Origin of the sequence: Streptomyces sp. NPDC088554 (assembly GCF_044752945.1) — a bacterium.
Classification (GTDB): domain Bacteria; phylum Actinomycetota; class Actinomycetes; order Streptomycetales; family Streptomycetaceae; genus Streptomyces.
In genome coordinates this window covers 109,515-133,874 of sequence record NZ_JBIVMF010000011.1, presented here as the reverse complement: position 1 = coordinate 133,874, position 24,360 = coordinate 109,515, and the positions used below count along the sequence as shown (strand labels likewise).

At 70.1% G+C, this 24,360-nt stretch carries 23 protein-coding genes and 1 pseudogene; 13 read left to right on the top strand and 11 right to left on the bottom strand.

Annotation, left to right across the window (positions count from 1 at the left end; translation table 11 throughout):
* Nucleotides 1–440 precede the first annotated feature (440 nt).
* Entirely contained in the window at nt 441–923 is a 483-nt protein-coding gene (locus ACIP8W_RS15195) for a hypothetical protein (protein WP_402203333.1), read from the bottom strand.
* Nucleotides 924–1,062: 139 nt separating this feature from the next.
* Here ACIP8W_RS15195 and ACIP8W_RS15190 point away from each other — a divergent pair.
* From ACIP8W_RS15190 to ACIP8W_RS15150, 9 genes and pseudogenes are all read left to right on the top strand, one after another.
* A pseudogene (locus tag ACIP8W_RS15190) lies at nt 1,063–2,325 on the top strand (DUF4157 domain-containing protein); the annotation flags it as partial.
* Between the two features lie 897 nt (nt 2,326–3,222).
* Nucleotides 3,223–3,531: a hypothetical protein gene (locus tag ACIP8W_RS15185; protein WP_402203338.1), complete on the top strand. Its 309-nt coding sequence runs from the start codon at nt 3,223–3,225 to the stop codon at nt 3,529–3,531.
* A 117-nt stretch (nt 3,532–3,648) separates the two neighbouring features.
* On the top strand, nt 3,649–4,086 hold the full coding sequence (locus tag ACIP8W_RS15180; protein WP_401955176.1) for a phage tail protein: 438 nt from the start codon (nt 3,649–3,651) through the stop codon (nt 4,084–4,086).
* Complete coding sequence (locus ACIP8W_RS15175) at nt 4,087–4,815, top strand: LysM peptidoglycan-binding domain-containing protein (protein ID WP_401955174.1); 729 nt, start codon at nt 4,087–4,089, stop codon at nt 4,813–4,815. It abuts the gene before it with no gap.
* Entirely contained in the window at nt 4,815–6,695 is a 1,881-nt protein-coding gene (locus ACIP8W_RS15170) for a VgrG-related protein (protein WP_402203250.1), read from the top strand. Before ACIP8W_RS15175 ends, ACIP8W_RS15170 begins: the two co-directional genes overlap by 1 nt.
* A complete protein-coding gene (locus ACIP8W_RS15165) occupies nt 6,695–7,222 on the top strand; it encodes a GPW/gp25 family protein (protein ID WP_401955170.1) in 528 nt (175 codons plus the stop codon). Before ACIP8W_RS15170 ends, ACIP8W_RS15165 begins: the two co-directional genes overlap by 1 nt.
* Entirely contained in the window at nt 7,222–9,180 is a 1,959-nt protein-coding gene (locus ACIP8W_RS15160; protein WP_401955168.1) for a putative baseplate assembly protein, read from the top strand. The genes ACIP8W_RS15165 and ACIP8W_RS15160 overlap by 1 nt, the downstream gene beginning before the upstream one ends.
* Nucleotides 9,181–9,281: 101 nt before the next feature.
* Nucleotides 9,282–9,800: a phage tail protein gene (locus tag ACIP8W_RS15155; RefSeq protein ID WP_402203331.1), complete on the top strand. Its 519-nt coding sequence runs from the start codon at nt 9,282–9,284 to the stop codon at nt 9,798–9,800.
* 308 nt (nt 9,801–10,108) lie between these two features.
* A complete protein-coding gene (locus tag ACIP8W_RS15150; protein ID WP_401955166.1) occupies nt 10,109–11,101 on the top strand; it encodes an NADase-type glycan-binding domain-containing protein in 993 nt (330 codons plus the stop codon).
* A 442-nt stretch (nt 11,102–11,543) separates the two neighbouring features.
* Here the strand turns inward: ACIP8W_RS15150 and ACIP8W_RS15145 are convergent, their stop codons facing one another.
* From ACIP8W_RS15145 to ACIP8W_RS15130, 4 genes are all read right to left on the bottom strand, one after another.
* Nucleotides 11,544–13,034, bottom strand: coding sequence for a flotillin family protein (locus tag ACIP8W_RS15145; protein WP_401955164.1), 1,491 nt, complete (start codon nt 13,032–13,034; stop codon nt 11,544–11,546).
* 132 nt (nt 13,035–13,166) lie between these two features.
* A complete protein-coding gene (locus tag ACIP8W_RS15140) occupies nt 13,167–13,682 on the bottom strand; it encodes a hypothetical protein (protein WP_401955162.1) in 516 nt (171 codons plus the stop codon).
* Nucleotides 13,683–13,865: 183 nt separating this feature from the next.
* Nucleotides 13,866–14,930: a PucR family transcriptional regulator gene (locus ACIP8W_RS15135; protein ID WP_402203248.1), complete on the bottom strand. Its 1,065-nt coding sequence runs from the start codon at nt 14,928–14,930 to the stop codon at nt 13,866–13,868.
* Nucleotides 14,931–15,502: 572 nt separating this feature from the next.
* Nucleotides 15,503–15,781, bottom strand: a complete 279-nt coding sequence (locus tag ACIP8W_RS15130) for a hypothetical protein (RefSeq protein WP_402203246.1) — start codon at nt 15,779–15,781, stop codon at nt 15,503–15,505.
* A gap of 689 nt (nt 15,782–16,470) precedes the next feature.
* On the opposite strand from ACIP8W_RS15130, the gene ACIP8W_RS15125 reads away from it, so the two are divergent.
* Both ACIP8W_RS15125 and ACIP8W_RS15120 read left to right on the top strand, forming a co-directional pair.
* Entirely contained in the window at nt 16,471–17,088 is a 618-nt protein-coding gene (locus ACIP8W_RS15125) for a DUF5753 domain-containing protein (RefSeq protein ID WP_402203244.1), read from the top strand.
* A 118-nt stretch (nt 17,089–17,206) separates the two neighbouring features.
* Nucleotides 17,207–17,419 carry a DUF397 domain-containing protein gene (locus ACIP8W_RS15120; RefSeq protein ID WP_401955152.1) on the top strand — a complete coding sequence of 71 codons (213 nt, stop codon included), beginning with the start codon at nt 17,207–17,209 and terminating at the stop codon, nt 17,417–17,419.
* Nucleotides 17,420–17,807: 388 nt separating this feature from the next.
* On the opposite strand, the gene ACIP8W_RS15115 is transcribed toward ACIP8W_RS15120, so the two are convergent.
* The 5 genes from ACIP8W_RS15115 to ACIP8W_RS15095 all read right to left on the bottom strand — a co-directional run bounded on the left by ACIP8W_RS15115 (nt 17,808) and on the right by ACIP8W_RS15095 (nt 21,562).
* Nucleotides 17,808–19,043, bottom strand: coding sequence for an amidohydrolase family protein (locus tag ACIP8W_RS15115; protein ID WP_401955150.1), 1,236 nt, complete (start codon nt 19,041–19,043; stop codon nt 17,808–17,810).
* On the bottom strand, nt 19,040–19,243 hold the full coding sequence (locus tag ACIP8W_RS15110; RefSeq protein ID WP_402203242.1) for a hypothetical protein: 204 nt from the start codon (nt 19,241–19,243) through the stop codon (nt 19,040–19,042). Before ACIP8W_RS15110 ends, ACIP8W_RS15115 begins: the two co-directional genes overlap by 4 nt.
* A gap of 130 nt (nt 19,244–19,373) precedes the next feature.
* Nucleotides 19,374–19,613, bottom strand: a complete 240-nt coding sequence (locus ACIP8W_RS15105) for a type II toxin-antitoxin system VapB family antitoxin (protein ID WP_401955148.1) — start codon at nt 19,611–19,613, stop codon at nt 19,374–19,376.
* Nucleotides 19,614–19,711: 98 nt separating this feature from the next.
* Nucleotides 19,712–20,809 (bottom strand): alpha/beta hydrolase, encoded by a 1,098-nt coding sequence (locus ACIP8W_RS15100; RefSeq protein WP_401955146.1) that lies wholly within the window; start codon nt 20,807–20,809, stop codon nt 19,712–19,714.
* Nucleotides 20,810–21,058: 249 nt separating this feature from the next.
* A complete protein-coding gene (locus ACIP8W_RS15095; RefSeq protein WP_402203239.1) occupies nt 21,059–21,562 on the bottom strand; it encodes a hypothetical protein in 504 nt (167 codons plus the stop codon).
* Nucleotides 21,563–21,965: 403 nt separating this feature from the next.
* On the opposite strand from ACIP8W_RS15095, the gene ACIP8W_RS15090 reads away from it, so the two are divergent.
* Complete coding sequence (locus ACIP8W_RS15090) at nt 21,966–23,051, top strand: LLM class flavin-dependent oxidoreductase (protein ID WP_401955142.1); 1,086 nt, start codon at nt 21,966–21,968, stop codon at nt 23,049–23,051.
* A gap of 29 nt (nt 23,052–23,080) precedes the next feature.
* On the top strand, nt 23,081–23,746 hold the full coding sequence (locus ACIP8W_RS15085; protein WP_401955335.1) for an FMN reductase: 666 nt from the start codon (nt 23,081–23,083) through the stop codon (nt 23,744–23,746).
* 61 nt (nt 23,747–23,807) lie between these two features.
* Here ACIP8W_RS15085 and ACIP8W_RS15080 read toward each other — a convergent pair whose 3' ends face one another.
* Entirely contained in the window at nt 23,808–24,293 is a 486-nt protein-coding gene (locus ACIP8W_RS15080) for a hypothetical protein (RefSeq protein WP_402203237.1), read from the bottom strand.
* Nucleotides 24,294–24,360 lie beyond the last annotated feature (67 nt).

The window sequence follows — 24,360 nt, the reverse complement described above, 5'->3', positions numbered from 1 at the left end:
GACCGGCTGCGACGCCGGGGCGGTACGGCGCCGGAGCACACGGCCGCGCCTGCCGCTCCGCCTGTCTCGGCTGCCCCCGGGGCTCCTGCGGCTTCCGGTGCTTCCGATGTTCCTGCGGCTCCTGCGGCTCCTGCGGCTCCTGCGGCTCCTGCTGAGGTACGCGGCTGGGCCGGGCTGTCGCCGATCCAGCGCGTCACGGCGCCGGGGGCGCGGCACGCCGTCGCCTCCGCCGACTTCGCGGGCACCTTGTCGACCTGGCAGAACCCTTCCTTCACCGGGACGCTCTCGCACGCCGTCCTCGACGGTGCCCCCGGCGGGCTCCTCCGGGATGTCCTGGAACCGGCCTTCGGCGGTGGGTACGGTGGGCTGGGCAGCCCGGCGCTGTCCCTGCCGGTCGCGGTGGTGGACGACGACACGGCCGACACCGCCCAGGGCGCCGGTCACACGGTCCCCCGGGTCCAACGGGCCACGGGCCCCACGGTGACACCGATCCGCCCCCGCCCGACCCCGCCCGCGCCCCGAGCACTGACCCGCGCCCCGGCCCCCCGCAGAACACAACGCAGGATGCTGCCAACGGTGACCCCGGCAACTCCCGTACAGACTGCTGCTGTTGTACGTCCGGACGCGCCGGTCGCCCCTGCGGCACGCGGTCCGGTCGCCCCTGCGGCCGCAGCCGCTGTTGTACGGGAGGACGCACCGCCCGCTCCTGCGGTCCGCCCGGACGCCCCGGACGTCCCGACCGCTGCCACCGCGCCGCCGACCGGGGGCCCGGGTGACGACGAACCGGCACCAAGTGGGCCGGTCGGCAGGGCGGTTGGCGGGGCGGTCGGGCCACCTGTCGGACGGCCGGTCGGACGGTCAGTTGGGCAGCCGGTCGGGTCAGCGACCGGGGCGTCGTCCGAGACGTCGGCCGGGGAGTCGATCGGGCGCGCGGTTCAGCGTTCAGTCGGGCGGCCGGTCGCGGATACTCCGAGGGCTCCCGGGGTCCCCAGGGTGCCTGGGGTGCCTGGGGTGTCCGGGGTGCCTGGGGTATCTGGGACACCTGAGGTGTCTGCGGTTCCCATGACCGCTGGGGCTTCTGGGGATCCCCTGGTGCCTGCAGCGCCTGTAGCGAGGGCCGTCGTGGTGCCCAAGACGTCCGGGGCGCCCGGGGTGCCTGGGGTATCCGGGGTATCCGGGGTGCCTGGGGTATCTGGGGTATCTGGGGTATCCAGGGTGCCTGGGGTATCTGGGACACCTGAGGTGTCTGCGGTTCCCATGACCGCTGGGGCTTCTGGGGATCCCCTGGTGCCTGCAGCGCCTGTAGCGAGGGCCGTCGTGGTGCCCAAGACGTCCGGGGCGCCCGGAGTCTCCGAAACCTCTGCGGCACCCGTGATGCCTGCGACGCCTGCGGTGCCGGTGATCTCCCGAGCCCCTGCGGTCTCTGGAACCCCTGTGGCTTATGAGGCCCCTGCGGTTTCTGTGATTCCTGTGGTTTCTGAGTCTTCTGGGGTGTCTGAGGTGCCCGCAGCTTCTGCGACACCCAAGGCGCCTGCGATGCCTGCGGCTCCGGTGATCTCCAGGGCCCCTGCGACATCTGCGGCTCCTGCGACATCTGCGGTACCTGAGATGCCGGTGATCTCCAGAGCTCCAGCAGTGCCTGCGGTCCCCGTGGTGCCCGAGGTGTCAAAGGCCCCTGTGGCGCCTGGGATTCCTGCGGTTCCTGCTGCTTCGGGGGTGCCCGTGGTACCCGTGGCGAGGGCTCTTGCGCTGCCCGAGGCGACAGCGACGCCTTCGGGGCCCGTAACGCCTGCGGTGCCTGTGATTTCCCAAGTCCCTGTGGTGCCTGAGGTCCCTGAGGTCTCTGAGGCTTCTGCGATGCCCAAGACGTCTGCGATGCCTGTTGTTTCCGTACCGCCGCCGACACCTTCCGTACCGCTCACGCCTCTCGTATCGCCGAAACCACCGACACCACCCGCACCACCCGCGTCTTCCGTGCCTCCCTCGTCCGTTCAGCGGCGGGTCGCGCGGGCGGTTGGCCTTGGTGCGCCGCGTCGGGGGGCGGCCGGTGCTGTTCCGGGGGCGCAGCCTGTGGTGCAGCGCTCGGCGGAGGTTCGGTCCGTTCTGAACAGCTCGGGCAAACCCCTCGACGAACCCGTACGGGCCGAGATGGAGACCCGGTTGGGTGCCGATTTCTCCGATGTACGCCTGCACACCGGCACCGCCGCCCAGCGTTCGGCCTCCGAGATCGGTGCCCGCGCCTACACGTCCGGCAACGACGTCGTCATCGGGGAGGGCGGTGCCGACAAGCACACCCTCGCGCACGAGCTGACCCATGTGATCCAGCAGCGCCAGGGTCCTGTCTCCGGATCCGAAGTGGGCGGCGGGCTGCGCCTCAGCTCCCCGGACGACAGTTTCGAACGCGCCGCCGAGGACAACGCCCATCGCGTGATGAGCCGCCCGGTGCCGACAACCCCGGCCCTGGCTCCGGCCCTGGCTCCGGACCCGACCCCAGACCCTGCTCCCGTCTCGGCCTCTGCCCCGGGCTCGGACATTCAGCGGAAGCCGGTCCGGCCCACCCGTCTCCGCAGCTCCGCCCTGGGAGCCCCGATCAGTTCGGTGGCGCCGCTTTCGGCGGGTTCCCGGAGTAGGCAGCGGTACGAGGCGGCGGGTCCCGTTACGCGGGCGCGGCCGGCGGTTCGGCCGACAGCGCGGCCGGCGGCGTCCGGTGCCGGGCGAGACGTAGCCGTGGTGCCCATGGCCGCGCCCGCCGCCAATGCCCCCGGGTCCGTTGACACCGCGCCCGCCGCCCCGGCCCCTGGTCCCGTGCCCGCCCCTGCCCCCGTACCGGAACTGCCGCCCGTGCAGCGCAGTGCCGAAGGGCTCAGGTTCCGTGGTGTGGCGGAGGCGTTTCCCGTTTTCCGCCCGGTGCCTACCTCTACCCCGCCCCCGACCCCGGTGCGTACCTCTACCCCGGCCCATGCCCCGGCCCCGTCCCCCGCCCCGCGTCGGCGTGCGGCGGAGGTCGTCGCACCGGCTGCGGTCCGCCCTTCGGCGCCGGACCGCGAGCAGGCCGTACAGCTCGCTCCGGTACGGTCAGCGCCCCCGGTCGAGCTGCCCGTACAGCGGGCGCCCGCCACCCCGGCCGCCACCCCGGCCGTTGTCCAGCGGGTACCGGCCTCTGCACCGGCCCTGCCAACGCCTCCCCCGCCTCCGCCTCCACCCCCGCCCCCGGTTTTCGGCATGAACACGGCCTCCATCAAGAGCTCGGGCAAGGGCTCGCATGCGGACTCGGGCTCGGATTCGGGCTCGGGCTCGGGCTCGGGCTCGGGCTCGGGCTCGGGCTCGGGCTCGGGAGAGGGTTCGGGCTCGGGAGAGGGTTCGGGCTCGGGAGAGGACCCCGCCGCCCACGGTTTCAACCCGCGTGATCTGTCGGAGGGACAGGTGGCCGAGTTGACGCACCGGCTGATCGGGCCGCTGACGCGGCTGCTCCGTACCGAGTTGCGGATGGACCGCGAACGGATCGGCAGGCTGCGCGATCCGCTCCGCTGACAAGCGGCACCGCCCCCGGCGCCCGCCCCGGCCCCGGCGCCCAGCAAGCGGCCGCCGACCCGCCCCCCGGCACGCCGACAGACGCCCCACCACGCAGACGCAGGAAGGCCCCATCCGATGCCCCAGGACCTGGATCCCGGCTCCACCATCTTCTTCAACCTGACCATCGACGGTGAGAGCCTGGGCGACTTCAACGGCTGCGAGGGCCTCTCGTCCCAGGTCGAGATCGAGCAGCGGCGGGAGGGCGGCAACAACGGTTTCGTCTGGCAGCTGCCGACCCGGGTCAGTTTCTCCAACATCACGCTCACCCGTCCCCTCACCCCGGACACCGCGAAGGTCGCGGCCTGGATCTCGTCCGTCACCACGGGGGTGACCCGGCCGACCGCTCAGATCGCCGCGCTCCGCGCCGACGGTTCGGTCGTCGCGCGGTGGGGGCTGATCGACGTACTGCCGGTGAGCTGGCGGGGGCCGACGCTGAATCCGTCGAGCCCCGCTGTGGCCACGGAGGTTCTGGAGATCACGCACCACGGTTTCACGGACGCGGGGGCGGCGTAGATGGCGGCCAGGGGCAGGGGCGGTGGCGCGGGCAAGAGCCTGGTGCGGGCGACGCTCGCCATTCATCAGCCGCCGATCGGGTACAGCACCATACCGGGCGGTCTGATCAGCGATTTCAGCTTCGACTTCAACCCGGCGCAGCTCGCGCTCAGCCGCCGCGCGGAGTGGAAGACGACACCCACGGCGGCGGTGCGCGACGGTGCTGTACCGGAGTTCATGGGGCCCGTACCGCGTGAGATGACCGTCGAGGTCTTCCTCGATGGCTCGGACAACCCGGACAGCAACGATGTGCGCAAGAAGGTCGAGTTGCTCTTCTCCTGCTGCGAGGTGACCACCGCCAGTATCGCGGCGAAGCAGCCGTCGCCCCCGTGGGTGATCTTCGAGTGGGGGGCGTTCTCGACGGCGCGGTTCACGGCGTACGTGAGTTCCGTGGAGGCGTCGTACACCCTCTTCGGTACGACAGGGCTGCCGGTCAGGGCCCTCTGCCAGGTGCGGCTGCACGAGATCCCGAGCCGTCCGGGGGGCCAGAACCCGACCTCGGGCGCGCTCACCTCGCGCCGGGTGCACCGGGTGGTGGCGGGGGACTCGCTCCAGTACCTGGCCTGGCGGGAGTACGGGGATGCCACCGTCTGGCGCACGATCGCCGAGACCAACGGCATCGACGACCCCTCGCGGCTGAGCCCCGGCATGGAACTGATGCTGCCGGCGGCCGAGGAAGTGGGGCACTGATGATCCGGATCAGCTACTCCAACGTCCTCGATGTGACGGCCGAGGGCAAGAACCTCAGCCCCGACCACGAGGTCCTCCTCGTCGGGGGCTGGGCGGACTTCGGTGTCGGTGTGCCGGCCGCGTTCCAGCTGACCTTCCGCGACCCCAAACGGCTGCTGCTCTCCGATGCACGCATCAAGATCGGCACGGAGATCGTCCTGGCGCCGGTCTCCGCCGGTGAGGGCGCCCAGTCGCCGCTGCTGACCGGCGAGGTGACCGGGGTGGAGATGGAGTACGACCCCACCGGAACCCTGTCCGTCGTACGGGGTTACGACCTGGGGCACCGGCTCCTGCGCCGGCGCCGTGTGACCGGGTACCGGTCGATGACCGCCTCCGACATCGTGCGGAAGGTGGCGGGCCTGAGCAACGTCCCGATCGGCACCATCGAGGCGACGAAGTCGAAGTACGAGTTCATCACCCAGGCCAATGTCACCGACTGGGACTTCCTGTGCCGGCTCGCCGAGGAGAACGAGCGGGTGCTCTACCTCAGTGCCAAGGGCCAGTTGAAGTTCGTGAAGCCCGTTCCGGCCTCCGGCGCGCCCCCGGTGTCGACGCCGGCAGGGAAGAGCCCGTTCGCCCTGACGGCGGGCGTGGAGATCATGCGCTGCCGGATGTCGGTCACCGCCGCCGACCAGGTCACCTCCGTCGAGGCGCGCGGCTGGGACGTGAAGGCCAAACGGGACCTGGTCGGCACCTCACCTGCCGCCGCCAACTCCGCTTACGTCATCGGCAGTACGCCCGCCAAGGCGGTCGCCAAGTTCGGCCGGGCCACCCTCACGGACACCGGCACGCCCCTCGACACCCAGACACAGGTCACCCACGCGGCCCGCTCGCTGGCCGACGACGTGACCGCCGCCTTCGCGGAGTTCGAGGTGACGGTACGAGGAAACCCCAAGCTGCGCGCGGGAGTTCCGGTCACACTGATCGCGGTGGGCGATCCCTTCGAGGGCAAGTACACGGTGACCGGCGCCCGCCACACCTTCGACGCGGGCGGCTACAGCACCTTGCTGACGGTCAGCGGCCGGCAGTGGCGTTCGCTGTACGGTCTCGCCTCCGGCGGCGCGGCCACCTCTCCCCGGCTGCCCAGTGTCGCCAACGCCCTGGTCACGGATATCAAGGACCCGTTCAGACAGGGCCGGGTCAAGCTGCGCTTCCCCTGGCTCGACGACATGTACATCAGCGACTGGACCCGCACCGTGCAGTTCGGCGGGGTGGGCGGCGGCGGGGTGATCGCCCCCGACGTCGGTGACGAGGTGCTGGTGGCGTTCGACCGGGGCGCCCTGGACCATCCGTATGTCATCGGCGGTCTCTACAACGGCCGGGACAAGCCACGCCCCGGCGATGTCCCGCTGTACGACGCGACCCGGGGCAACACCACCCGGCGCACCCTCGCCGACCGCAGCGGAAACCGCCTCGACCTGCTCGACCAGCGGACCGGCGGCAAGCGCGGGGTGCGGATCGCGTCGGGTGACGACCGGCTGACGATCAACCTGGACCGGACGCGTACCGAGATCACCGTCGACAGCAAGGGCAGCGTCACCATCAAGGGGACGCGGTCGGTGTCCATCGAGGCGGGCGGCAGCCTGTCGCTGACCGCGAAGGGCAGGCTGTCGATCAAGAGCGGCGGGCTGCTCAGCATCGCCTCGGGCGCCGGGATCAACATCAGGTCCGGCGCGTTGGTCAGCCTGAACGCGGGTGGCGCCCTGGACCTCAAGGCCGGGGCCATGACCTCGATCACCACGGGGGCCACCATCCAGCTGACCTCCGCGACCCTCAGTCTCAAGGCGGCCGCGGGCATGTACAACACACGGCAGATCTTCCCGGTAGGAGCACCCATCTGATGGCCGAGCAATTCGTGGGATCCGGCTGGGCGTTCCCCCTGCGGATCGGACCGACCGGGGGGATCGCCCTGGTCAGCGGGGAGCGCGAGGTCGAGGAGGCCATCCGGCTGGTCCTGGCGACCGCGCCGGGGGAGCGGCCGATGCGGCCCGACTTCGGCTGCGCGATCCACGACATGGTCTTCGCGCCGGTCAACGAGGCGACGGCGGGCCGGATCCAGCACGAGGTGTACGCGAGCCTGGACCGCTGGGAGCCGCGCATCGAGGTGGACGAGGTGGCGGTGACGGCGGGCGACGAGCAGGGCGTGCTCTTCATCGACGTCCGCTACTCGATCCGGGGCACCAACAACCCGCGCAGCCTGGTCTTTCCCTTTTACACGATCCCTTCGCACGAGGGCCCCGAGGGCCCCGGCGGCTCCGGCAGTTCCGGTGGATCAGGCAACTCCGGTGGATCCGGCGGCCCCGGCACCTTCGGTGGATCCGGTGGGTCTTCTGCCGGGCCCGACAATCATTTTGGAAGCGACCGCTGATGGCACTGCCCTCCCCGAACCTCGACGACCGGCGCTTCCAGCAGTTCGTCGACGACGCCAAGCGCTATATCCAGCAGCGCGCCCCGGAGTGGACGGACCACAACGTCTCCGACCCGGGCGTCACCCTGATCGAGACCGTCGCCCACATGGCGGACCAGGTGGTCTACCGGCTCAACCGGGTGCCGGAGAAGAACCATCTGGCCTTCCTCGACCTCATCGGGATCACACTCTTTCCGCCCTCCGCCGCCCGCGCCGATGTCACCTTCTGGCTCTCGGCGCCGCAGGAGCACCCCGTGCTGCTCGCCACCGGCACCGAGGTCGCCACCGGCAGGTCGGAGAGCGAGGAGGCGGTCGTGTTCGCCACTGAACACGAACTGACCGTACTGCCCTGCGAGTTGTCGTACCTCGTCGTCCAGCGGGAAGGCGAGGAGATCATCGACAGGACCTCCGACATCGCCGAGGCCAAGGACGTGCACTGCTTCGCGGAGTCGCCCCGGCCCGGCGACCGGGTGCTGTTCGGGCTCAGTGCAGCCGTACCGCACTGTGCTGTGGCGCTGACACTCGACAGCCGGGTGGACGGTGTCGGTGTGGACCCCCGGCAGCCGCCGCTGGTGTGGGAGGCGTGGACCGAGGACGGCTGGGCGGTCTGCGAGGTCGACCGGGACACCACCGGCGGCCTCAACCGGCCCGGCGAGGTCGTCCTGCATGTCCCCGGCGGCCACACCCTCTCCCGTACGGGGCGGCGGGAGGCGGGCTGGCTGCGCTGCCGGGTCACGGAGCCCGAGCGCGGCCAGCCGTTCTACACCGCCTCGCCGACCGTACGGTCCGCCGAGGCGTTCACCATCGGCGGCACCACCTCCGCCATCCACGCGGAGACCGTCCGCGACGAGGCGCTCGGGGAGTCCACCGGGCTGCCCGGCCAGCGGCTGCGGCTCGCGCACGCGCCCGTCGTCGGTGACGTACCGCCGCTCCACCTCCAGGTCGCCGAGCGCGACGGCTGGACCGACTGGACGACCGTGGGCCACTTCGCGGCCTCGGGCCCCGGCGACCGGCACCTCACCCTCGACGCGGCGACCGGCGAGATCGCCTTCGGCCCCGCGGTACGGGAGGCGGACGGCACCCTGCGGCAGTACGGCGCCGTACCGCCCAAGGGCGCCGTCATCCGCGCCCGCCGCTACCGCACCGGCGGCGGGAGGCGGGGCAATGTGGCCCGGGGTGCCGTGCAGGTGCTGCGCGACTCCGTCCCGTACGTCGCCGAGGTCGTCAACCGCGAGGCGGCGATCGGCGGGGTCGACGGCGAGAGCGTCGAGGAGGCGAAGGTACGCGCGCCCATCGCGCTCGGCGCCCAGGACCGCGCGGTGACCCTGCGCGACTACGAGGAGCTGGCCCGCCGGGCCGCGCCCGAGACCGCCCGCATCACCTGCATCGCGGCCGAGCCCGACGAGCACGGAGCCCACGCGGTAAGGGTGTTGGTGGTCCCGCAGGCGGTACCCGACCGTGGCGGGCGGCTGCGCTTCGAGCAACTTGTGCCGGGGGACGCACTGTTGGCGCGGATCACCCAGCACCTCGACGAACGACGCCTGATCGGGACGCGGTTGGCGGTGGGCCCGCCGTACTACCAGGGCGTGACCGTCGTCGCGACCCTGCACGCCTTCCGGGGCGTCGACACCGACCGCGTACGGCGCGAGGCGCACGACGCCCTCTACCGCCACCTCGACCCGCTGACCGGCGGGACACACGGCACCGGCTGGCCCTTCGGCCGTCCGGTGCAGGCCGGTGAGGTCTTCGCGGTGCTGCAACGCGTGCCGGGCGTCGAGCTGGTGGACGAGGTACTGCTGCACCCCGCCGACCCGCTCAGCGGCAAGCGCGGCGACCCCACCGAACGGATCGACCTCGCGCCCCCGGCGCTGGTCTTCTCCTTCGACCACCGGGTGCGTGTGATCGGGGACCAGGCGTGAGCGCCGGGAGCGGTGGTGGGGGCGGTGGTACGGCCGGGGGGACGAGCCGTAGCGCCCGGGGCTCCGTCGACGGCCTGGGCTCCGCCTCGCCCCTGGGCCTGATGCTCCCCGCTGTCTTCGCCGACGACGACCTCGCGCAGCGCTTCGTCGCCGGGCTCGACGACGTCCTCGCGCCGCTCCACAACACCCTCGACTGCCTGGACGCGTACTTCACCCCCGCCCTCGCCCCGGCCGACTTCACCCGCTGGCTCGGCGGCTGGGTCGGCGCGGGCGCGGACGGGCCCGGCCTGCCCGAGGACCCCGCGATGCTGCGCGCCGCAGTGGCCGCCGCCGTACGGCTGCACCGCATCCGGGGCACCCGGCGCGGACTGGCCGAGGCGATCCGGCTCGTCTTCGGCGTGACGCCCGAGATCACCGAGAGCGGCGCCGCCGCCTGGGACGCCCGGCCGCTGGGCCCCGTCCCCGGCGAACGCCGCCCCCGGCTGCACGTCACCGTACGGCTGCCACAACCCGGCCCCGCCGACACGCACCGGCTGGAGAGCCTCGTGGCGGCCGCCCGCCCCGCCCATATGCCGTACACGGTCCAGGTGACCGCCGCCGAAAGGACTTCTGACAGGTGACCAGCCAGAACTCGCCCTCATCCTCCTCATCACCGGCGGCCCCCCGCAGACGCGCCCGGAACTGCGCCGAGTGCGGTACGAGCCCGGCCCCGGGCCAGTCCTTCTGCGACGGCTGCGGTGCGGTGCTGAGCTGGACGCCGGGGGAGAGGAACGACGGGGACGAAGACGGTACGGCCGGGCCCACGGCCCCCGCGCCCGTACCGGCCCCGGATTCCGCGCGGGCCCCGGCCCCGGATTCCGCAGCGGCGCCCGCGCCGGCGTCTGCGCCTGTGAGGCCCGCGCGTGTGACGCCCGCGCCGACTGCCGCAGTGGCCGCTGCCCCGGACGCCGCCCCGGACGACGAGGACGCGACACCCACCCTGCCCGTACGGACGGAGTCCCCCGAGACCGCCGAGTCCCCCGAGGCGGCGGCCGAGCGCGCCAGGGCCCTGCTCGTCCCCGTCGCCGACCCCGAGCAGCGGGCGGCGCCCGAGCCCTCCGTGGCGCCGGTCCTGCCCGGCCGGGCCGCCGCCGCGCGGCCCCAGGTGCAGGCCCCCGGTGCGGAGCCCGACGAGGAAGGTGGCGTCCCCTGCCCCTGGTGCTCCACCGGCAACCGGCCCGACCGCCACTTCTGCCGCCGCTGCGCCATGTCCCTCTCGGACCGCCCGGGGGTCCCGGAGGCGCGCCCGCCGTGGTGGCGCCGGATCCTGAACTTCGGTGACAGGCCCGCCCCTTGGGCCGGTGACCGGCCCCGTCTGCGGCGGAATCTGGGCCGGATCCTCACCTGGGCCGTCTGGGCGCTCGTCGTCGCGCTGGTGGTGACGGCCGCCTTCAACACGGGGGCGGCCGTGAACGCCGTACGCGATCATTTCGCCGAACGGGCCCCGGTCTCACCGGACTTCGTCGAGGCGTCGCACTCCTACACCCAGCAGGAACCGGCGCTCGCGTTCGACAAGCTCAACAACACCTGGTGGGGCCCCGGGCTGTCGGAGTCCGGCGAGGGCGAGTGGATCGAGGCGCGCTTCCTCCAGCCGACCCGGCTGCTGGACGTCATCATCACCCCGGGCGTCTCCACACAGACGACCGACCTCGCCAAGTCCGCGCGCCCGAAGCGGATCGAGGCCGTGATCACCACCAAGAACAACGAGACCATCACCCGTTTCCTCGACCTGAACGAGGGCAGCGGCGCCCAGCGGCGCACATTCCGGGTGGCGGACGCCACGGTCGTACGGTTCATCCTGCGCAGCGCGTACGGGGCGGCGGCGGACAAGCAGGTCGCCATCGCCGAGATCGAGTTCTTCGGCCGCTCGAAGTCCAACTGACAGGACGGCCGGCAGGACGGCTGATCGGCCGCTCGGCACGACGGCTGCCACGCCGATCGATACGGATGGCGGAGGCGCGCGCCCGGCGGAACGAGCGCCGGGCGTACTCCGTTCGGGTGGCGTCCGGTGCCGTGCGGCCGAACGCGCCATCCCGGTCGGCGGCCGGCCGCTCCCCGCGCATCCGGCCGCCATCCGTATCGAGGACGTGGTCTTCACGTACCGGGGCGGGAAGCGCGAAGGCGGCGGCGGGGCGCGCAAACGGGCCCTGGACGGATACAGCCTGACCATCCCGACCGGCGGGATCGTCGCCCTCGTCGGGGAGAACGGCAGCGGCAGGACCGACGGTCGGACGGGTACGAAACGCCGGACGGGCGCTGTCGCTGCCCGTCCGGCGTCTCAAGGCCCGAAGCCCGGAGGAGTTGGCGCGTTCAACGGCGGTGGGTCAGTCCGTGACCTCGACCCGGCCGTTGTTGGCCGAGCCGCCCTGCTCCGTGGCCGCCGCAGGCACAGCCGGGACCGCGGACACCGACGGAACCGACGGAACCGCCACACTGCCGCTCGCGAGCTTGCCCCCGGTCAGCCCCTTCAGCAGCTCCGCCAGGTCGACCCCGGTGGTGGCGTTGAGGAGCTCCATGCCCTGCGCGACGTTGTCGGTGACGGTACGAGCGAGCTGGCCCGCGCCGTCCGTGGAGATGACGGTCATCTTGTCCACCGCGCTCAGCGGCTCGGACGCCTTCGCGACGACCTCCGGCAACACCTGGACCAGCATCTGGAGGACGGCCGCGTCACCGTAGCGGGCGAACGCGTCGGCCTTCTTGTGCATGGCCTCCGCCTCGGCCGCGCCCTTGGCGGCGATCGCGGCGGCCTCCGCCTCACCCTCGATCCGTACGGCGGCGGCGAGCGCGGCACGGTGCGCCTTCTCGCCCTCACCGGTGAGCCGGGAACGCTCGGCGTCCGCCTCGGCCTCCTTGACCTGGGCGATACGCCGGGCCTCCGCCTCCTGCTCGGCCTGGTAACGCGCGGCGTCGGCGGGCTTACGGATCTTCGTGTCCAGCTCGCGGTCGGTCAGCGCGGCCTGGCGCTGGGCCACCTTCTCCTGCTCCATCAGGACGTCCTGCTCACGCGCGGCCGCGGCCAGCGGTCCGGCGGCGGCCGCACGGGCCGATGCCTCGTCCGTCTCGGCCTTGATCTCGGCCTGCTTGAGCGCGAAGGTCCGCTGGGCGATGGCGATCTCTTCCTCGGCCTTCAGCCGGGCCTGCTCGGCGGCGCGGCGCGACACGGCCTCGGCGATGTCCGCCTCCTGCTTGGCCCGCGCGGCCTCGGGGCGGCCGAGGTCCTCCAGGTACGAACCCTCGGTGGTGATGTCCTGGATCTGGAAGGCGTCCAGCACCAGGCCCTGCCCGGAGAGGCTCGCCTCTGCCTCCTCGGCGACCTGTCCGGCGAACGCCGCCCGGTCACGGATGATGTCCTCGACCGACATCCGGCCGACGATGGAGCGCAGGGCGCCCGACAGGACTTCCTGGGTGAAGCCGACGATGCCGCCCTGCTGCTGGAGGAAGCGCTGGGCCGCGGCGCGGATGGAGTCCTCGGTGCCGCCGACCTTGACGATGGCGACGCCTTCGAGGTTCGCCTTGACCCCGCGCAGGGTGACGGCGCCCCGGACGCTGATCGGGATGTGCCTGCTGGACAGGTCGAGCGTGAACTTCTGCTGGACGAACGGGACGACGAACACGCCGCCGCCCACCACGACCTTCTGGCCGCTGTTGTCCATGGAGACCCGGCCGGTGCTCGGGTCGGTCGACTGCTTGCCGCGCCGGCCGGTGATGATGAATGCCTCGCTGGGCCCGGCGACCTTGTAACGCGTGATGACGACAAGAGCCAGCAGGGCGACGAGTACGACGACCCCCAGCACTGCGATGACGACTGGACTCATGGGACTCTCTCCCTTGCCTCCCGGTGGGACGGCAGTTGAAACGGTTCGCGCGGGATGCTCCCACGCAACATAAAAGGCAGACGGATAGAGCGGGTTGGGGAAAGGCGGCAGCGAGAGGCGAAGGCGCCCGGGTCAGCGCTGGACCGGACGTACCGAGACGGAACTGGAGGACAGGACCGCCTCCACCCAGATCTCCGTCCCGTACGGCACCGGTTCCGCGCTCTTCGCGGAGAACTTCGCCGGCTGACCGCCCAGCCGCAGCAGCACCTCGCCGTACCCCGCGGCGGGGATCGCCGTGACGACCGTGCCCGCGCTGCCCACCAGGTCGTCGCCCCGGGGCGTGACGGCCGTCTGGTCGCGCATCAGCGCCTTACTGGCCTTCCAGGTCACCCACCCGGCCCCGACACCTGCCGCCACCCCCGCGGCGGTGGCCGGTATGGGGCCGGCATGCGTCGTACCCAGGACGATCGCGCCACCGAAGCCGAACATCGAGACGAAACCGGCGATCACCGGCAGCGACAACAGGCCGTCGAACAGGCCGTCCAGCGCCCCGACCCCGTCGAAGAGCCCCTCGATGACGCCGTCGAAAATCAGTGCCAGGACAAGCAGAACGATCCCCGCGATGCCGATACCCAGAAACAAGGTCATCGGGCCCACCTCCCCCACTGCCGCTACCGCTCGGCCGCTTCCCCAGTCACTTCCTCGGCCAGGACTCCATACTCGCACCAGGGTCTGACATCCGGCATTGCCGGTACCCGGCAGTCTTAACGCTTTCTTGATGCCGGATGTTATCGAATGATAGTGATAGTGGCCGCTTTCGTCTGTAACGGTTCAGAACGTCTGCTCGGGCCAGCCCATCAGCCGGGCCCCGATCACAGCCGTCTGCAAGGTGTAACGGTGCATGGGATCGGCCGGATCGGACCCGGTCAGCTTGTGTATCCGCGCCAGCCGGTACGTCAGGGCCCGCACGCTCAGCGACAGCCGCCGCGCGGCCTCCGCCGCCACACACCCCGCCTCGAAGTAGACGTTGAGCGTCTCGACGAGCGGCTGGGCGCCACCGCGCGCCGCCTCCAGCGGGCCGAGCGCGCTGACGACGAGCTCCGTCATGGCCTGCCGGTCACGGGTGAGCACCGGATAGACGAGCAGCTCGGCGGCGCGCAGCACGGGCACGTCCATACCGAGGCGGTCCGCCAGATCGAGGACGTTCAGGGCCTCTTCGTACGACTGCACCACCCCACCCACCCCCGGCTGCGGGCGGCCGACCGCGACCCGGCCGCCGTCCGTGGCCGCGTGCGCCTGCTCGGCGAAGTACGTGAGGACCTCACCCTGGTCGCCCGGCGCGATGCACACCAGCCGCCCGGCCTTGGTGGTGATCAGGACGCTGCGGTCGCCGAACCGTCCGATCAGCGCCTGCTCGACCGCGCGCGGCACGGAGTCCTCCTCGTCGTACGCGACGAACCCCTCGGCGACCGCCACGGCGTGCTCGTAGCTGAGCCGCAGCCCGAAACGTTCCGCCCGCTCCGCCAGCCGCCCCAGGTCGCTGCGCCCGTACAGCAGGTCGTCGATGAACTCGCGCCGGGCGGCGGCCTCCTGCCGTACGGCCAGCCGCTGCGCCCGCTCGTACCCCTCGGCGAACGCGTCGACGGCCTGCGCCACCGCCGCGAGCACACTGTCGGGGGAGCCGTTCTCCGGCCAGTACGCACGGGCCGCCGCCAGATGCGCCCCCACCAGCGCCCGCAGCGCGAACCCCGCCTCCGCGGCCTGCTCACCCAACTCCCTGCGCGCCAGCAACTCCTCACGCGTGAGCCGCCGACCGGTGGAGCCGGCCGCGACCAGGATGGGCCCGTACCCCTCCAGGTAGTCCTCGGGTATCCCCTGCCCGGCTCCGCCTGTCACACGCCTGCCCCGCCTTCTGGAAGATGGATATCCCTTTCTAATGCATACGTGGGGGATCACCGATCCGAACAGGCGTTCTCAAGCCAGCCGGGCGTCTACGGGTGGGGGCAGGGGTGTGGTGGGTGGCAGGCGATGAGGTTGAGGGAGAGGAAGCGTTGTCCGGTGAGCCACCAGCCGCCGATGATGCCGTGGCGCCGGCTGAGCCGTTGGGTGAGGTGTTCGGCGTCGGGGAGGGCCGCGTACGTACCGGTGAGGCTGTCGGTATGGGGCCCGAGTTGTTCGAGGTACCAGTGGGCGGCCTGGGCGGGCTGGTGGAAGGTGGCGCGGATGTGGGTGAGGGGGTGGGGGGCTTGAGGAGCCAGTGGCTGCTTTGGAGGGGCATGACGGGTGTGGTGCTGAATTCGGGGTGTCCGGGGCGTCGTGGGGGCGTCGCCGGAGTCCCGGCCGGAACGGGAGCAAAAGGGGGGGTGGTGCTGGTGCTGGGTGGTGCTGGTACGGGCCCGCCCTTCCCCGGGCCGTGCACGGCCCGGGGAACCTGTGACGGATCTACGTCACGGCGAAGAACGAGCGGCCTACGGGCACCGGGGCTGGTACTGGTGAGGCCGGTTCAGGCCCTTGTGGCGCAGCCGGTGCAGTGCCGCCAGGGCGCGTAGTTGCCGTTGTTCGTACGGGGTGCCTTGGCGGACGGATACCCAGCGGCTGTTCCAGGTGAGCCCGGTGGGCCGGGACAGGGAGACCAGGGGGCCCGCGAAGTCATCGACCACGCCCACCAGTTCGTACACCCGGTCGAAGACCACCATCCCGATACACAGCCCACCCGGCCCCACCAACACCACCGGCCGGGATCTCACACCCCGCCCCGACTGCTCCGCCGGTTACGCTCCCCCACCCGCACACTCAACCCCTCACCAGGCTCACCGGCCGCACCGGGCTCACCGGGCTCACCGGGCTGCCCGGCCGCCGTACCGGAGTCGGGACACAGCGAATGCCCGCACTCACACGGCGGCCACCGCAACGCACCACCCGGCACCAGATCCCAGCCCCCACCCCCGTCGGCCCCGGGCCCGGGCTTCGGCACGAGCAGCACTCCGTCCACCCCGAACTCCTCCGTCAACCGCGCCAGAATCCCCCGCGCCCTGCTGACACCACGCTCGTCCGTCATTCCGCCACCCGCTCCAATCCGTGAAGTACCCGCTCCAGCAACCCACCCGTGACCGGCGCATACACCCGGGGAACGTCATCCGGCACCAACCGCCAGAAACCACCCCCATGCACCGTCACCTCAAGTTCGCCCGCACCGGGAGCCGTTAAGAGTGCTGTCTCGCACATACGCGGGATTCACCTTCCGCCATCACGTTGTTACTGTCTGTGCGTCAAGCATCGGCACTTGCACACGGGGTCGGAAGGCTTTTTTGTCCCGACAGGCCCCTGGGGATAAGGGGTTGCGCGCATGGCGCCACAACCAAGGGAGTTGACACCGGAGCGATCGGCCCGCGATCTCTTCGGGTCGGAGATGCGCCGGTACCGGGAAGAGGCGGGAATGAGCCTCGAAAGCCTGGGCTCCATCCTCAAGTACGGGAAGAGTTCACTGGCCCGGTTCGAAACGGCGGAGACGATGATCCCGCCCGACCTGCCGGAACGCCTCGACGCGGCGTTTGGGACGGGCGGGTTGTTCGGGAAGCTGTACGCGCTGGCGCGGAAGGAGATCCATCCCGATCAGTTCCGTCGAGTGATGGAACTTGAGGCGAAGGCGCACGTCATCCAGGAATACAGCGGCCAGTTGGTGCCAGGGCTGGTGCAGACCGAGGGGTATTCCCGCGCCCTGTTCGAACTGCACAATCCGAGGGCGACCGCCAACGAAATCCAGGAACTCGTGGCAGCTCGCCTGGGTCGGCAGGCCGCGCTGAGCGTTGACCCCGCACCTGATTTCTCCATGATCCTTGATGAGGCGGTGCTACGGCGCTCCTTCGGCACCCCGGAGGTCATGCGGAAGCAGCTGGCCCGGCTGCTCGATGTGATGCTCGTCCCTACCAACATCGTGCAGGTTCTCCCATTCGCGCACGGGGGACATGCCATGGCAGGGGGATCAGTGAGGTTGATGACCCTCGAAGACGGCACACAGGTCGTTTGGGAGGAGAACAGTGTGACCGGGAAATGACCGAGGAAAAGCACTCGGTCTCGGCGCGTCATCGCACCTACGATCTACTGAGGGCATGCGCCCTGTCGCCGAAGGAAACGGCGGCCATGATCAGGTCCGCTATGGAGGCGTTGACACTATGAGCACCACCCCGAACCTCGCGCACGCCGAATGGGCCAAGTCCTCGTACAGCGGCACGGGAGGCGTCAACTGCATCGAGTGGGCCCCCACGTACACCGCCGCCCACGGCGTCGTCCCCGTACGGGACAGCAAGACCCCCCACGGCCCCGTACTCACCCTCGCGCCCACCGCCTGGACCGACTTCGTCGCGTTCGCGGGCGCCCAGGCGTAACGGAGCTACCGTCCAGGGCCATCAGCCGGTTGAGCTCGGCGGTGGCGGCGACAAGCAGGGCTGGGGTGGGAAAGAGCGTGGCGGGAGCCGGCGTTGAGCACGTGACGTCGGCCCCCGGCGCACAGGGCAACGGCGCCGGGGTTGTTCTCCCATCGGTCATACCGGTCCAACCGGACGCCTCGGCGCACGGGCCGAGCCGGGGTGTCGAGCCAGGGGACGGAGGCGTCGCGGGGCACGGTGAGCCCGAAGCGCTCGTCGTCCGGCTCACCCTGCACCTGCCACCAGCGGTAGGCGGCCTCCACCTCGTTGTCCGCATCCATGTAGTGGAGAGGGCGTTGTTCAGGCCGGTACTGCTGATCTTGAATTTCTGTTTGGCGATCAGTGGATCTTATGGGTGCGCTTCGTAAGCGTCGGTACGCTGCCTGCCCCGTTCGGATGCGACTCGAGGTACCTGCATGCCTGCCACGAAAACGTGCTGGATTCTACGAAGAGAATCCAATCCAGTGAGAGGGTTCCCATCGATGACGATGATATCGGCGCGCATGCCAGGAGCCAATGAGCCGGTGTCAGTAAGCCCAAGGGCGTGGGCGGAGCTGGTCGTGGCCATGTCGATGATTTCGGAATGACTGAATCCAAGATTGGCAAAAAATTCAAGCATACCCACATAGTCACCGAATTGCGCCCCCGGCACGCCGGCATCAGTGCCGGCGATGAATCGGACACCGTCCTTTCGCATCCCGATAATTGTCTCGGACAACGCTTTGGCGCGCTCTGCTCCCAGCTGCTCGAGAAACATCCTCCAGTCCCCGGACACGCATCGACAGACAGCTATGTCTTTTTCAGCAATTCGACGCGCGATCTCCGGGTCATAGCTGATTCCTTCAGTGGTACGCCAAGAACAGTGCTCAATGGTCCGGACTCCGGCTGTCACGCAATTGGCGATGGTGTCGGTGCCGTGCGCGTGGGCGGCCACCTCCAGGCCAAGGCGGGCGGATTCTTCGACGATCAAGCGTAGTTGCTCCGGAGAGAACTGTGATTGCCACATGCGTGGTCCGGTAGGCGTGAGAGCACCTCCCGAGGCCATAACCTTGATCAGATCGGCGCCATCGGCTGCGTTGCGGGCGATCTGCGTGCGGATATCATCGTCGGTAGTGACTTCGCCTCCAAGGAATCCACAATGGCCACCGCGCGAGGTCAATGGTGCGGTCGCGGCAAGAATTCGTGGCCCGATTGCCGCCCCGGAGTCGATAGAGGATCGCAGCTTTACGGTGAGTGCATCGCGGTCGCCGAGATCGCGTACGGTCGTCACACCAGCCGCCAGCATCCGCCCGGCACGGTCCGCCATAGCCGCGACAAGTTCAGCCGGGTCGGCGTGGGTCACGGCTCGGACCGGGTCCGCTGAGGCATCGAAAGCCAGGTGCACGTGGCAGTCGATCAAACCAGGCATCGCTGTCGCCCCAGGGCACCGCAACCGGGTCACACTCGCATCCACCGACGTCTCCAACTCGGCTGCTGTACCGACAGCGGCGATTAAGCCGCCGTCCACGAGCACGGCACCGTCATTGATCACCTGATCCGCAGACTTCGCAATGACACGGTCAGCGGTGATCAGTATCTTGTTCACGATATTCCTTTCGCATGGACCTGGGAAACGGCGATGAGTTCATGGGAATCGGCGGCCAGGTCACTGTCGGACGAGAATGCGACGGGCGCAGCAGGAAATCCGGCATCGAAATCTTCGACAGGTGGCTTCGGTTGCCAGTGCTGCGGTGATGGGTTGAGCGATTTGTTCGGCCGAGCCGTGAAGGGGGGCGGGTGCGACACGTGCCAGATAATAGCTCAGGCGTACCAGTCCGTCACGGAATCCGATTGATTCGGCAATAGAAGTGTTGGTGAGTTGCCTGGTTTCATGCAGCTGCGAGAGCGGACTTTCCCATCAGGCAGCGGTCCTGCATCAGGCGGCCTGGCTCGATACGTTTGAGGGATCCGTCGGCTTTGCGGGGCCGGTTCTTTCGATGATCTCGCCGAAATCGATTTCCCCTGTGCCCATGGCGTCGAAGAACTCCTGCCGAAAATTCCTCTCGACGGCGTCTTCCATGGCGAGGCGCACTGCCTTGACCTTTGCCTTGGCGCCGAAGATACGCATGGCCTCGGCAACCATGTTCTCGTCGAGATCGATGACGGTTCCGGTCATGTCGTCCACCCTTCCCAGGCGCGCGTGACAGGTGAAACGATACCGCTGGGTGGGAATAGCCGATATCGTTTTCGGGTGGCAGGGTGTGCCGTCCCGGCTCAGGATGCCGGGACGGGGCCCCGCATGTGTTTGCTGATCCACTGGATCAGGCCGCCGTTGACCATGTTCGGGACGTACGTGTGGGCGTTGTGTTCGCCGCTCTGGATGACGCTGAGCATGGTCCTGACCGGGCCCCGGGTGTATCTCCTGACGAAGTCCTCGATCTTCGGCTTCGCCGTGGCGTCCGAGCCGACCGTGCCGACCTGGAAGGCGATGTAGACGTCGGGGCGCTTCGCGGCGATCAGACGGGGGGCCAGGAGGGTGGGGTTGTTGGCCTGCTCCTGGCGTTTGTGACCGGTCCACAGGCGGGAGTCCGGGGTGATGTCGGGGCCCGAGGCGATGGCCGCCTTGAACTCGTGGGGTTTCTGGAGCACCGACTTCAGGGCGGCGAAGCCCCCGGTGGAGGAGCCCATGACGGCCCAGCCGTCGCGGGACTTGATCGTACGAAAGTTGGCCCTGATCAGGTTCGGTACGTCCTCGGTGAGCCAGGTGCCCATCCTCGGCTGGCCGGGGATGTCGCTGGCGTCCCAGTACAGGCCGCCCGTGTCCGGGTGGGGGTTGAGGACCGGCATGGCCAGGATGAAGGGGAGGCTCTTGCCCTGCCGGGACCACTTGTCGATGCTCGCCTCCAGCTTGAGGTCCGTACCCATCCAGTAGTTGACCGGGTAACCAGCGCCTCCGGGCAGCGCGATCATGACCGGGAAGCCGCTCTTCGCGTACCGCGCCTCCTTGTACTGCGGCGGCACCCAGACCCAGACCCGGCCGGTGAACCCCGACCGCTTGCCCTTCAGGGTGGTGACAGCGATCTTGGTGTTGTCCTCGGGGACCGTCGCCGCCACCGAGAACGCCGCCGCGGGCCCGGTCGGCATCCGTACGTCGGAGGTGGCGGCCCGCCGCTGGGTGCCCGGGCCGGTCGCGCCGCCCTGCGCGAAGCTGATCGGGACGCCGTCGTCCGAGAAGACACCGAAGTGGTCGAGGACCGGCCAGGCCGCCAGGGAGAACAGGATCGCCAGGGTCAGACCGAGTGTCCAGCGCTTGGCGCGGGCGGCGCGGCGGTGGCCCCTCGACCGGTGGGTGCCGGGGCGTGCGTGTGACATCGGGGGCTCTCCGGACGGCTGTTGGGACGCTGGGGGTGCGGGTGACTTCTTCTGTGGCTTCTGTGGCTTCTGTGGCTTCTTTCGTTTCCATCCATCGGGATGGGGAAGTGCGGCCCTGGGGTTCCGGTTTCTTCATACAAATCTGGCTAAAGCCCCCCACAACGCGGCCCGCCGGATGCCATGGCGCGGGCACGGCAAGGCTCATGGACGGGCCGGGCCGAATATCGGCCGGGCCCCCATGTCGTCGCGCTACGGGCGCGTCAGCCGGTCGGTCAGCGCACCGACAGGGAGTACGCGCTGGTGTCCAGCTGTCCCTTGCCGGTGGACACCTCCGTACCGGATTTCCACACTGGTCAGATACTTGGTGTTCTGGAGCCGCCCCCGGCCGACCAGTCTCTGGGCAAGCTGCGTGATGTCGGTGTGCGCGCTGGTGACGGGCGACGCCCGGACGTACGCGTAGACGTTCCAGCCGCTGGTCACCCGGCCCCCGCCGTCCCGGTTGACGATCTTCCCGGCGTAGAGGTCCCAGGCCACTCCGCCGACTGTGAGCCGGACCGTCTTGGCGCCCAACGGGCCCGCGCCACCCTGGTAGTTGAGCCAGACCATTATCTCGTCGGTCGGCTGGTCCGCCCAGTCGGGGTTGAACTTGGCGTGGAACCGGACGTCGTACGAGACGTTCATGACCGACGGTGTCGCCTGGGTGATCTTGAAGGTCCAGTCCGAGGCCACCTTGCGGCCGGCCCTGGTCTTCACCGCCGCCTTTTCCGCGCCACCTTCTCCTCTCCCGCTTTTCACTGCCGATTTCCTCAGCGGATGGTGTTCCGGAATCCGAAACACGGCCATCGGTGATAGCCGGACGGGTGACACCACCGGCCCGACCTGCGGCGAAAGAGTGATGCGGGGGTACGGGGCCGGGCCCGAGGGCGGGCGGCCCGGCGCCGCGCCCACCGGCCGCCGCCCCGGCCACGCCGGCGGAAAGCCCCGGTCGCACTCGTGGGAGCACCTCGGTCGCACTCGTGGGAGCACCCCGGCCACACTCGGGGAAGCACCCGGCCACACTCGGGGGAATAGGCCCGAGGGGCACCCTGTTATAAGATTCAGTTTAAGATTCAACCAAACAGGGCTCCGGCCCTCCCAGGCGAGAGGTGTGAACGCGATGCAGTTCGGGATCTTCACAGTCGGCGATGTCACGCCGGACCCGACCACCGGACGTACGCCGACCGAGCACGAGCGGATCAAGGCGATGGTCACCATCGCCCAGAAGGCCGAGGAGGTCGGGCTCGACGTCTTCGCGACCGGCGAGCACCACAACCCGCCCTTCGTCCCCTCCTCCCCGACGACGATGCTCGGCTACATCGCGGCCACCACGGAGCGGCTGATCCTCTCCACCTCCACCACGCTGATCACCACCAACGACCCGGTGAAGATCGCCGAGGACTTCGCGATGCTCCAGCACCTCGCGGACGGCCGCGTCGACCTGATGATGGGGCGCGGCAACACCGGCCCGGTCTACCCCTGGTTCGGCGAGGACATCCGCAAGGGCATCCCGCTGGCCATCGAGAAGTACGCCCTGCTGCACAAGTTGTGGCGCGAGGACGTCGTCGACTGGGAGGGCCGGTTCCGTACGCCCCTCCAGGGTTTCACCGCCACCCCGCGCCCGCTGGACGGCACCCCGCCGTTCGTCTGGCACGGCTCGATCCGCTCGCCCGAGATCGCGGAGCAGGCCGCGTACTACGGCGACGGCTTCTTCGCCAACAACATCTTCTGGCCCAAGGAGCACTACCAGCAGCTCATCCGCCTCTACCGCAAGCGGTACGCGCACTACGGCCACGGCACCCCCGAACAGGCGATCGTCGGCCTCGGCGGCCAGGCGTTCATGCGCAAGAACTCGCAGGACGCGGTACGGGAGTTCCGGCCGTACTTCGACAACGCGCCGGTGTACGGGCACGGTCCCTCCCTGGAGGACTTCACGGACCAGACCCCGCTGACCGTCGGCAGCCCGCAGCAGGTCATCGAGAAGACCCTGACCTTCCGCGACTCCTTCGGTGACTACCAGCGCCAGCTGTTCCTGATGGACCACGCCGGGCTGCCGCTGAAGACGGTCCTGGAACAGCTCGACCTGCTGGGCGAGGAGGTCGTACCCGTACTGCGCAAGGAGTTCGCGGCGCTGCGGCCGGCCGACGTCCCGGCCGGTCCGGTGCACCCGTCCGTACGCTCGTCCGCGCCCACCGAGGAAGGCTGACCATGGACCCGTTGAAGGCCACGGACCCGCTGAAGAGCACGGACCCGCTGAAGATCGTCGCCGTCTCCGCAGGGCTCAGCAAGCCGTCCTCGACCCGGCTGCTCGCCGACCGGCTGACGGAGGCCACCTCGCGCGAGCTGGCCTCCGGCGACCGCAAGGCCGAGGTCACGGTCGTCGAACTGCGCGACCTGGCCGTCGACATCGCCAACCACCTGGTCACCGGCTTCCCCGCGGCCCCACTGCGGGAGGCGCTGGAGACGGTGGGCGGGGCGGACGGACTGATCGTGGTGACGCCGGTCTTCGCGGGTTCGTACAGCGGGCTGTTCAAGTCGTTCTTCGACCTGATCGACCCGGACGCGCTCACCGGCACCCCCGTACTCCTCGCCGCGACCGGCGGCACCGCCCGCCACTCGCTCGTGGTGGAGCACGCCCTGCGCCCGCTGTTCTCGTACCTGCACGCGCTGACGCTCCCGACCGCCGTCTTCGCCGCGACCGACGACTGGGGTACGGGCGCGGACACGCACGGCGGCGGGCTGCCCGCCAGGATCGAGCGGGCGAGCGCCGAGTTCGGGCGGCTGCTGGCGGGGCGGTCGGCGTCGTCGTCGCCATCGACAGGCGTCGAGAGCGACGAGAACGACGAGAGCGACGAGGCCGAGGTCGTGCCCTTCGCCCAGTTGCTCGCCGGCCTGGGGTAAAGCGTCTTCGCCGAGGGGTCTTCACTGAGGGGTCTTCACTGAAGCGTCTTCGCTGAGGGTCTCAGGGTTCCCGCGTGTAGTAGAGGTAGAACAGCACCAGGAACGCCGAGACCCCCAGCACCAGCCCGATCCCCGTCGACAGCAGCACGCTCTGTCCGGTGAGGCTGTAGAGGAAGCCGACGGCGCAGCCGGTCAGCGTTCCCCAGGCCGCCGCGCGCACTTCGCGTATCAGGGAGTGCTGTACGCGTACGAGGGCGAAGGTCAGCGCCGCCAGCACCGCGCCGGAGATCAGGGCCAGCGCGAGCTGGCGGTAGGTGGCGGCTCCGCCGGAGCGGGCGATGGCGGAGGTGTAGCCGCCGTAGCCGATGCCGAGGAGGAGCAGGGATCCGAGCGCGAGCGGGGAGAGACGGTGACCCCGGTCCCGGTCCCGGGAGTGCGGGGGGCCGTAGCGCGAAGAGCCCTGGGGGAGCCGCTCCCGGGCGCTCACACGGGAAGCGCGGTGCCAGGGGGTGCGGTGGTGCGCCGGCATCCGAAGGGGTGTGGCCATGGTGGGGATCCTTCCCTCGCCCCCCGTCCTTCCTTCCAGGGCACACCCGGCCGCCTTCGGCGTCAAC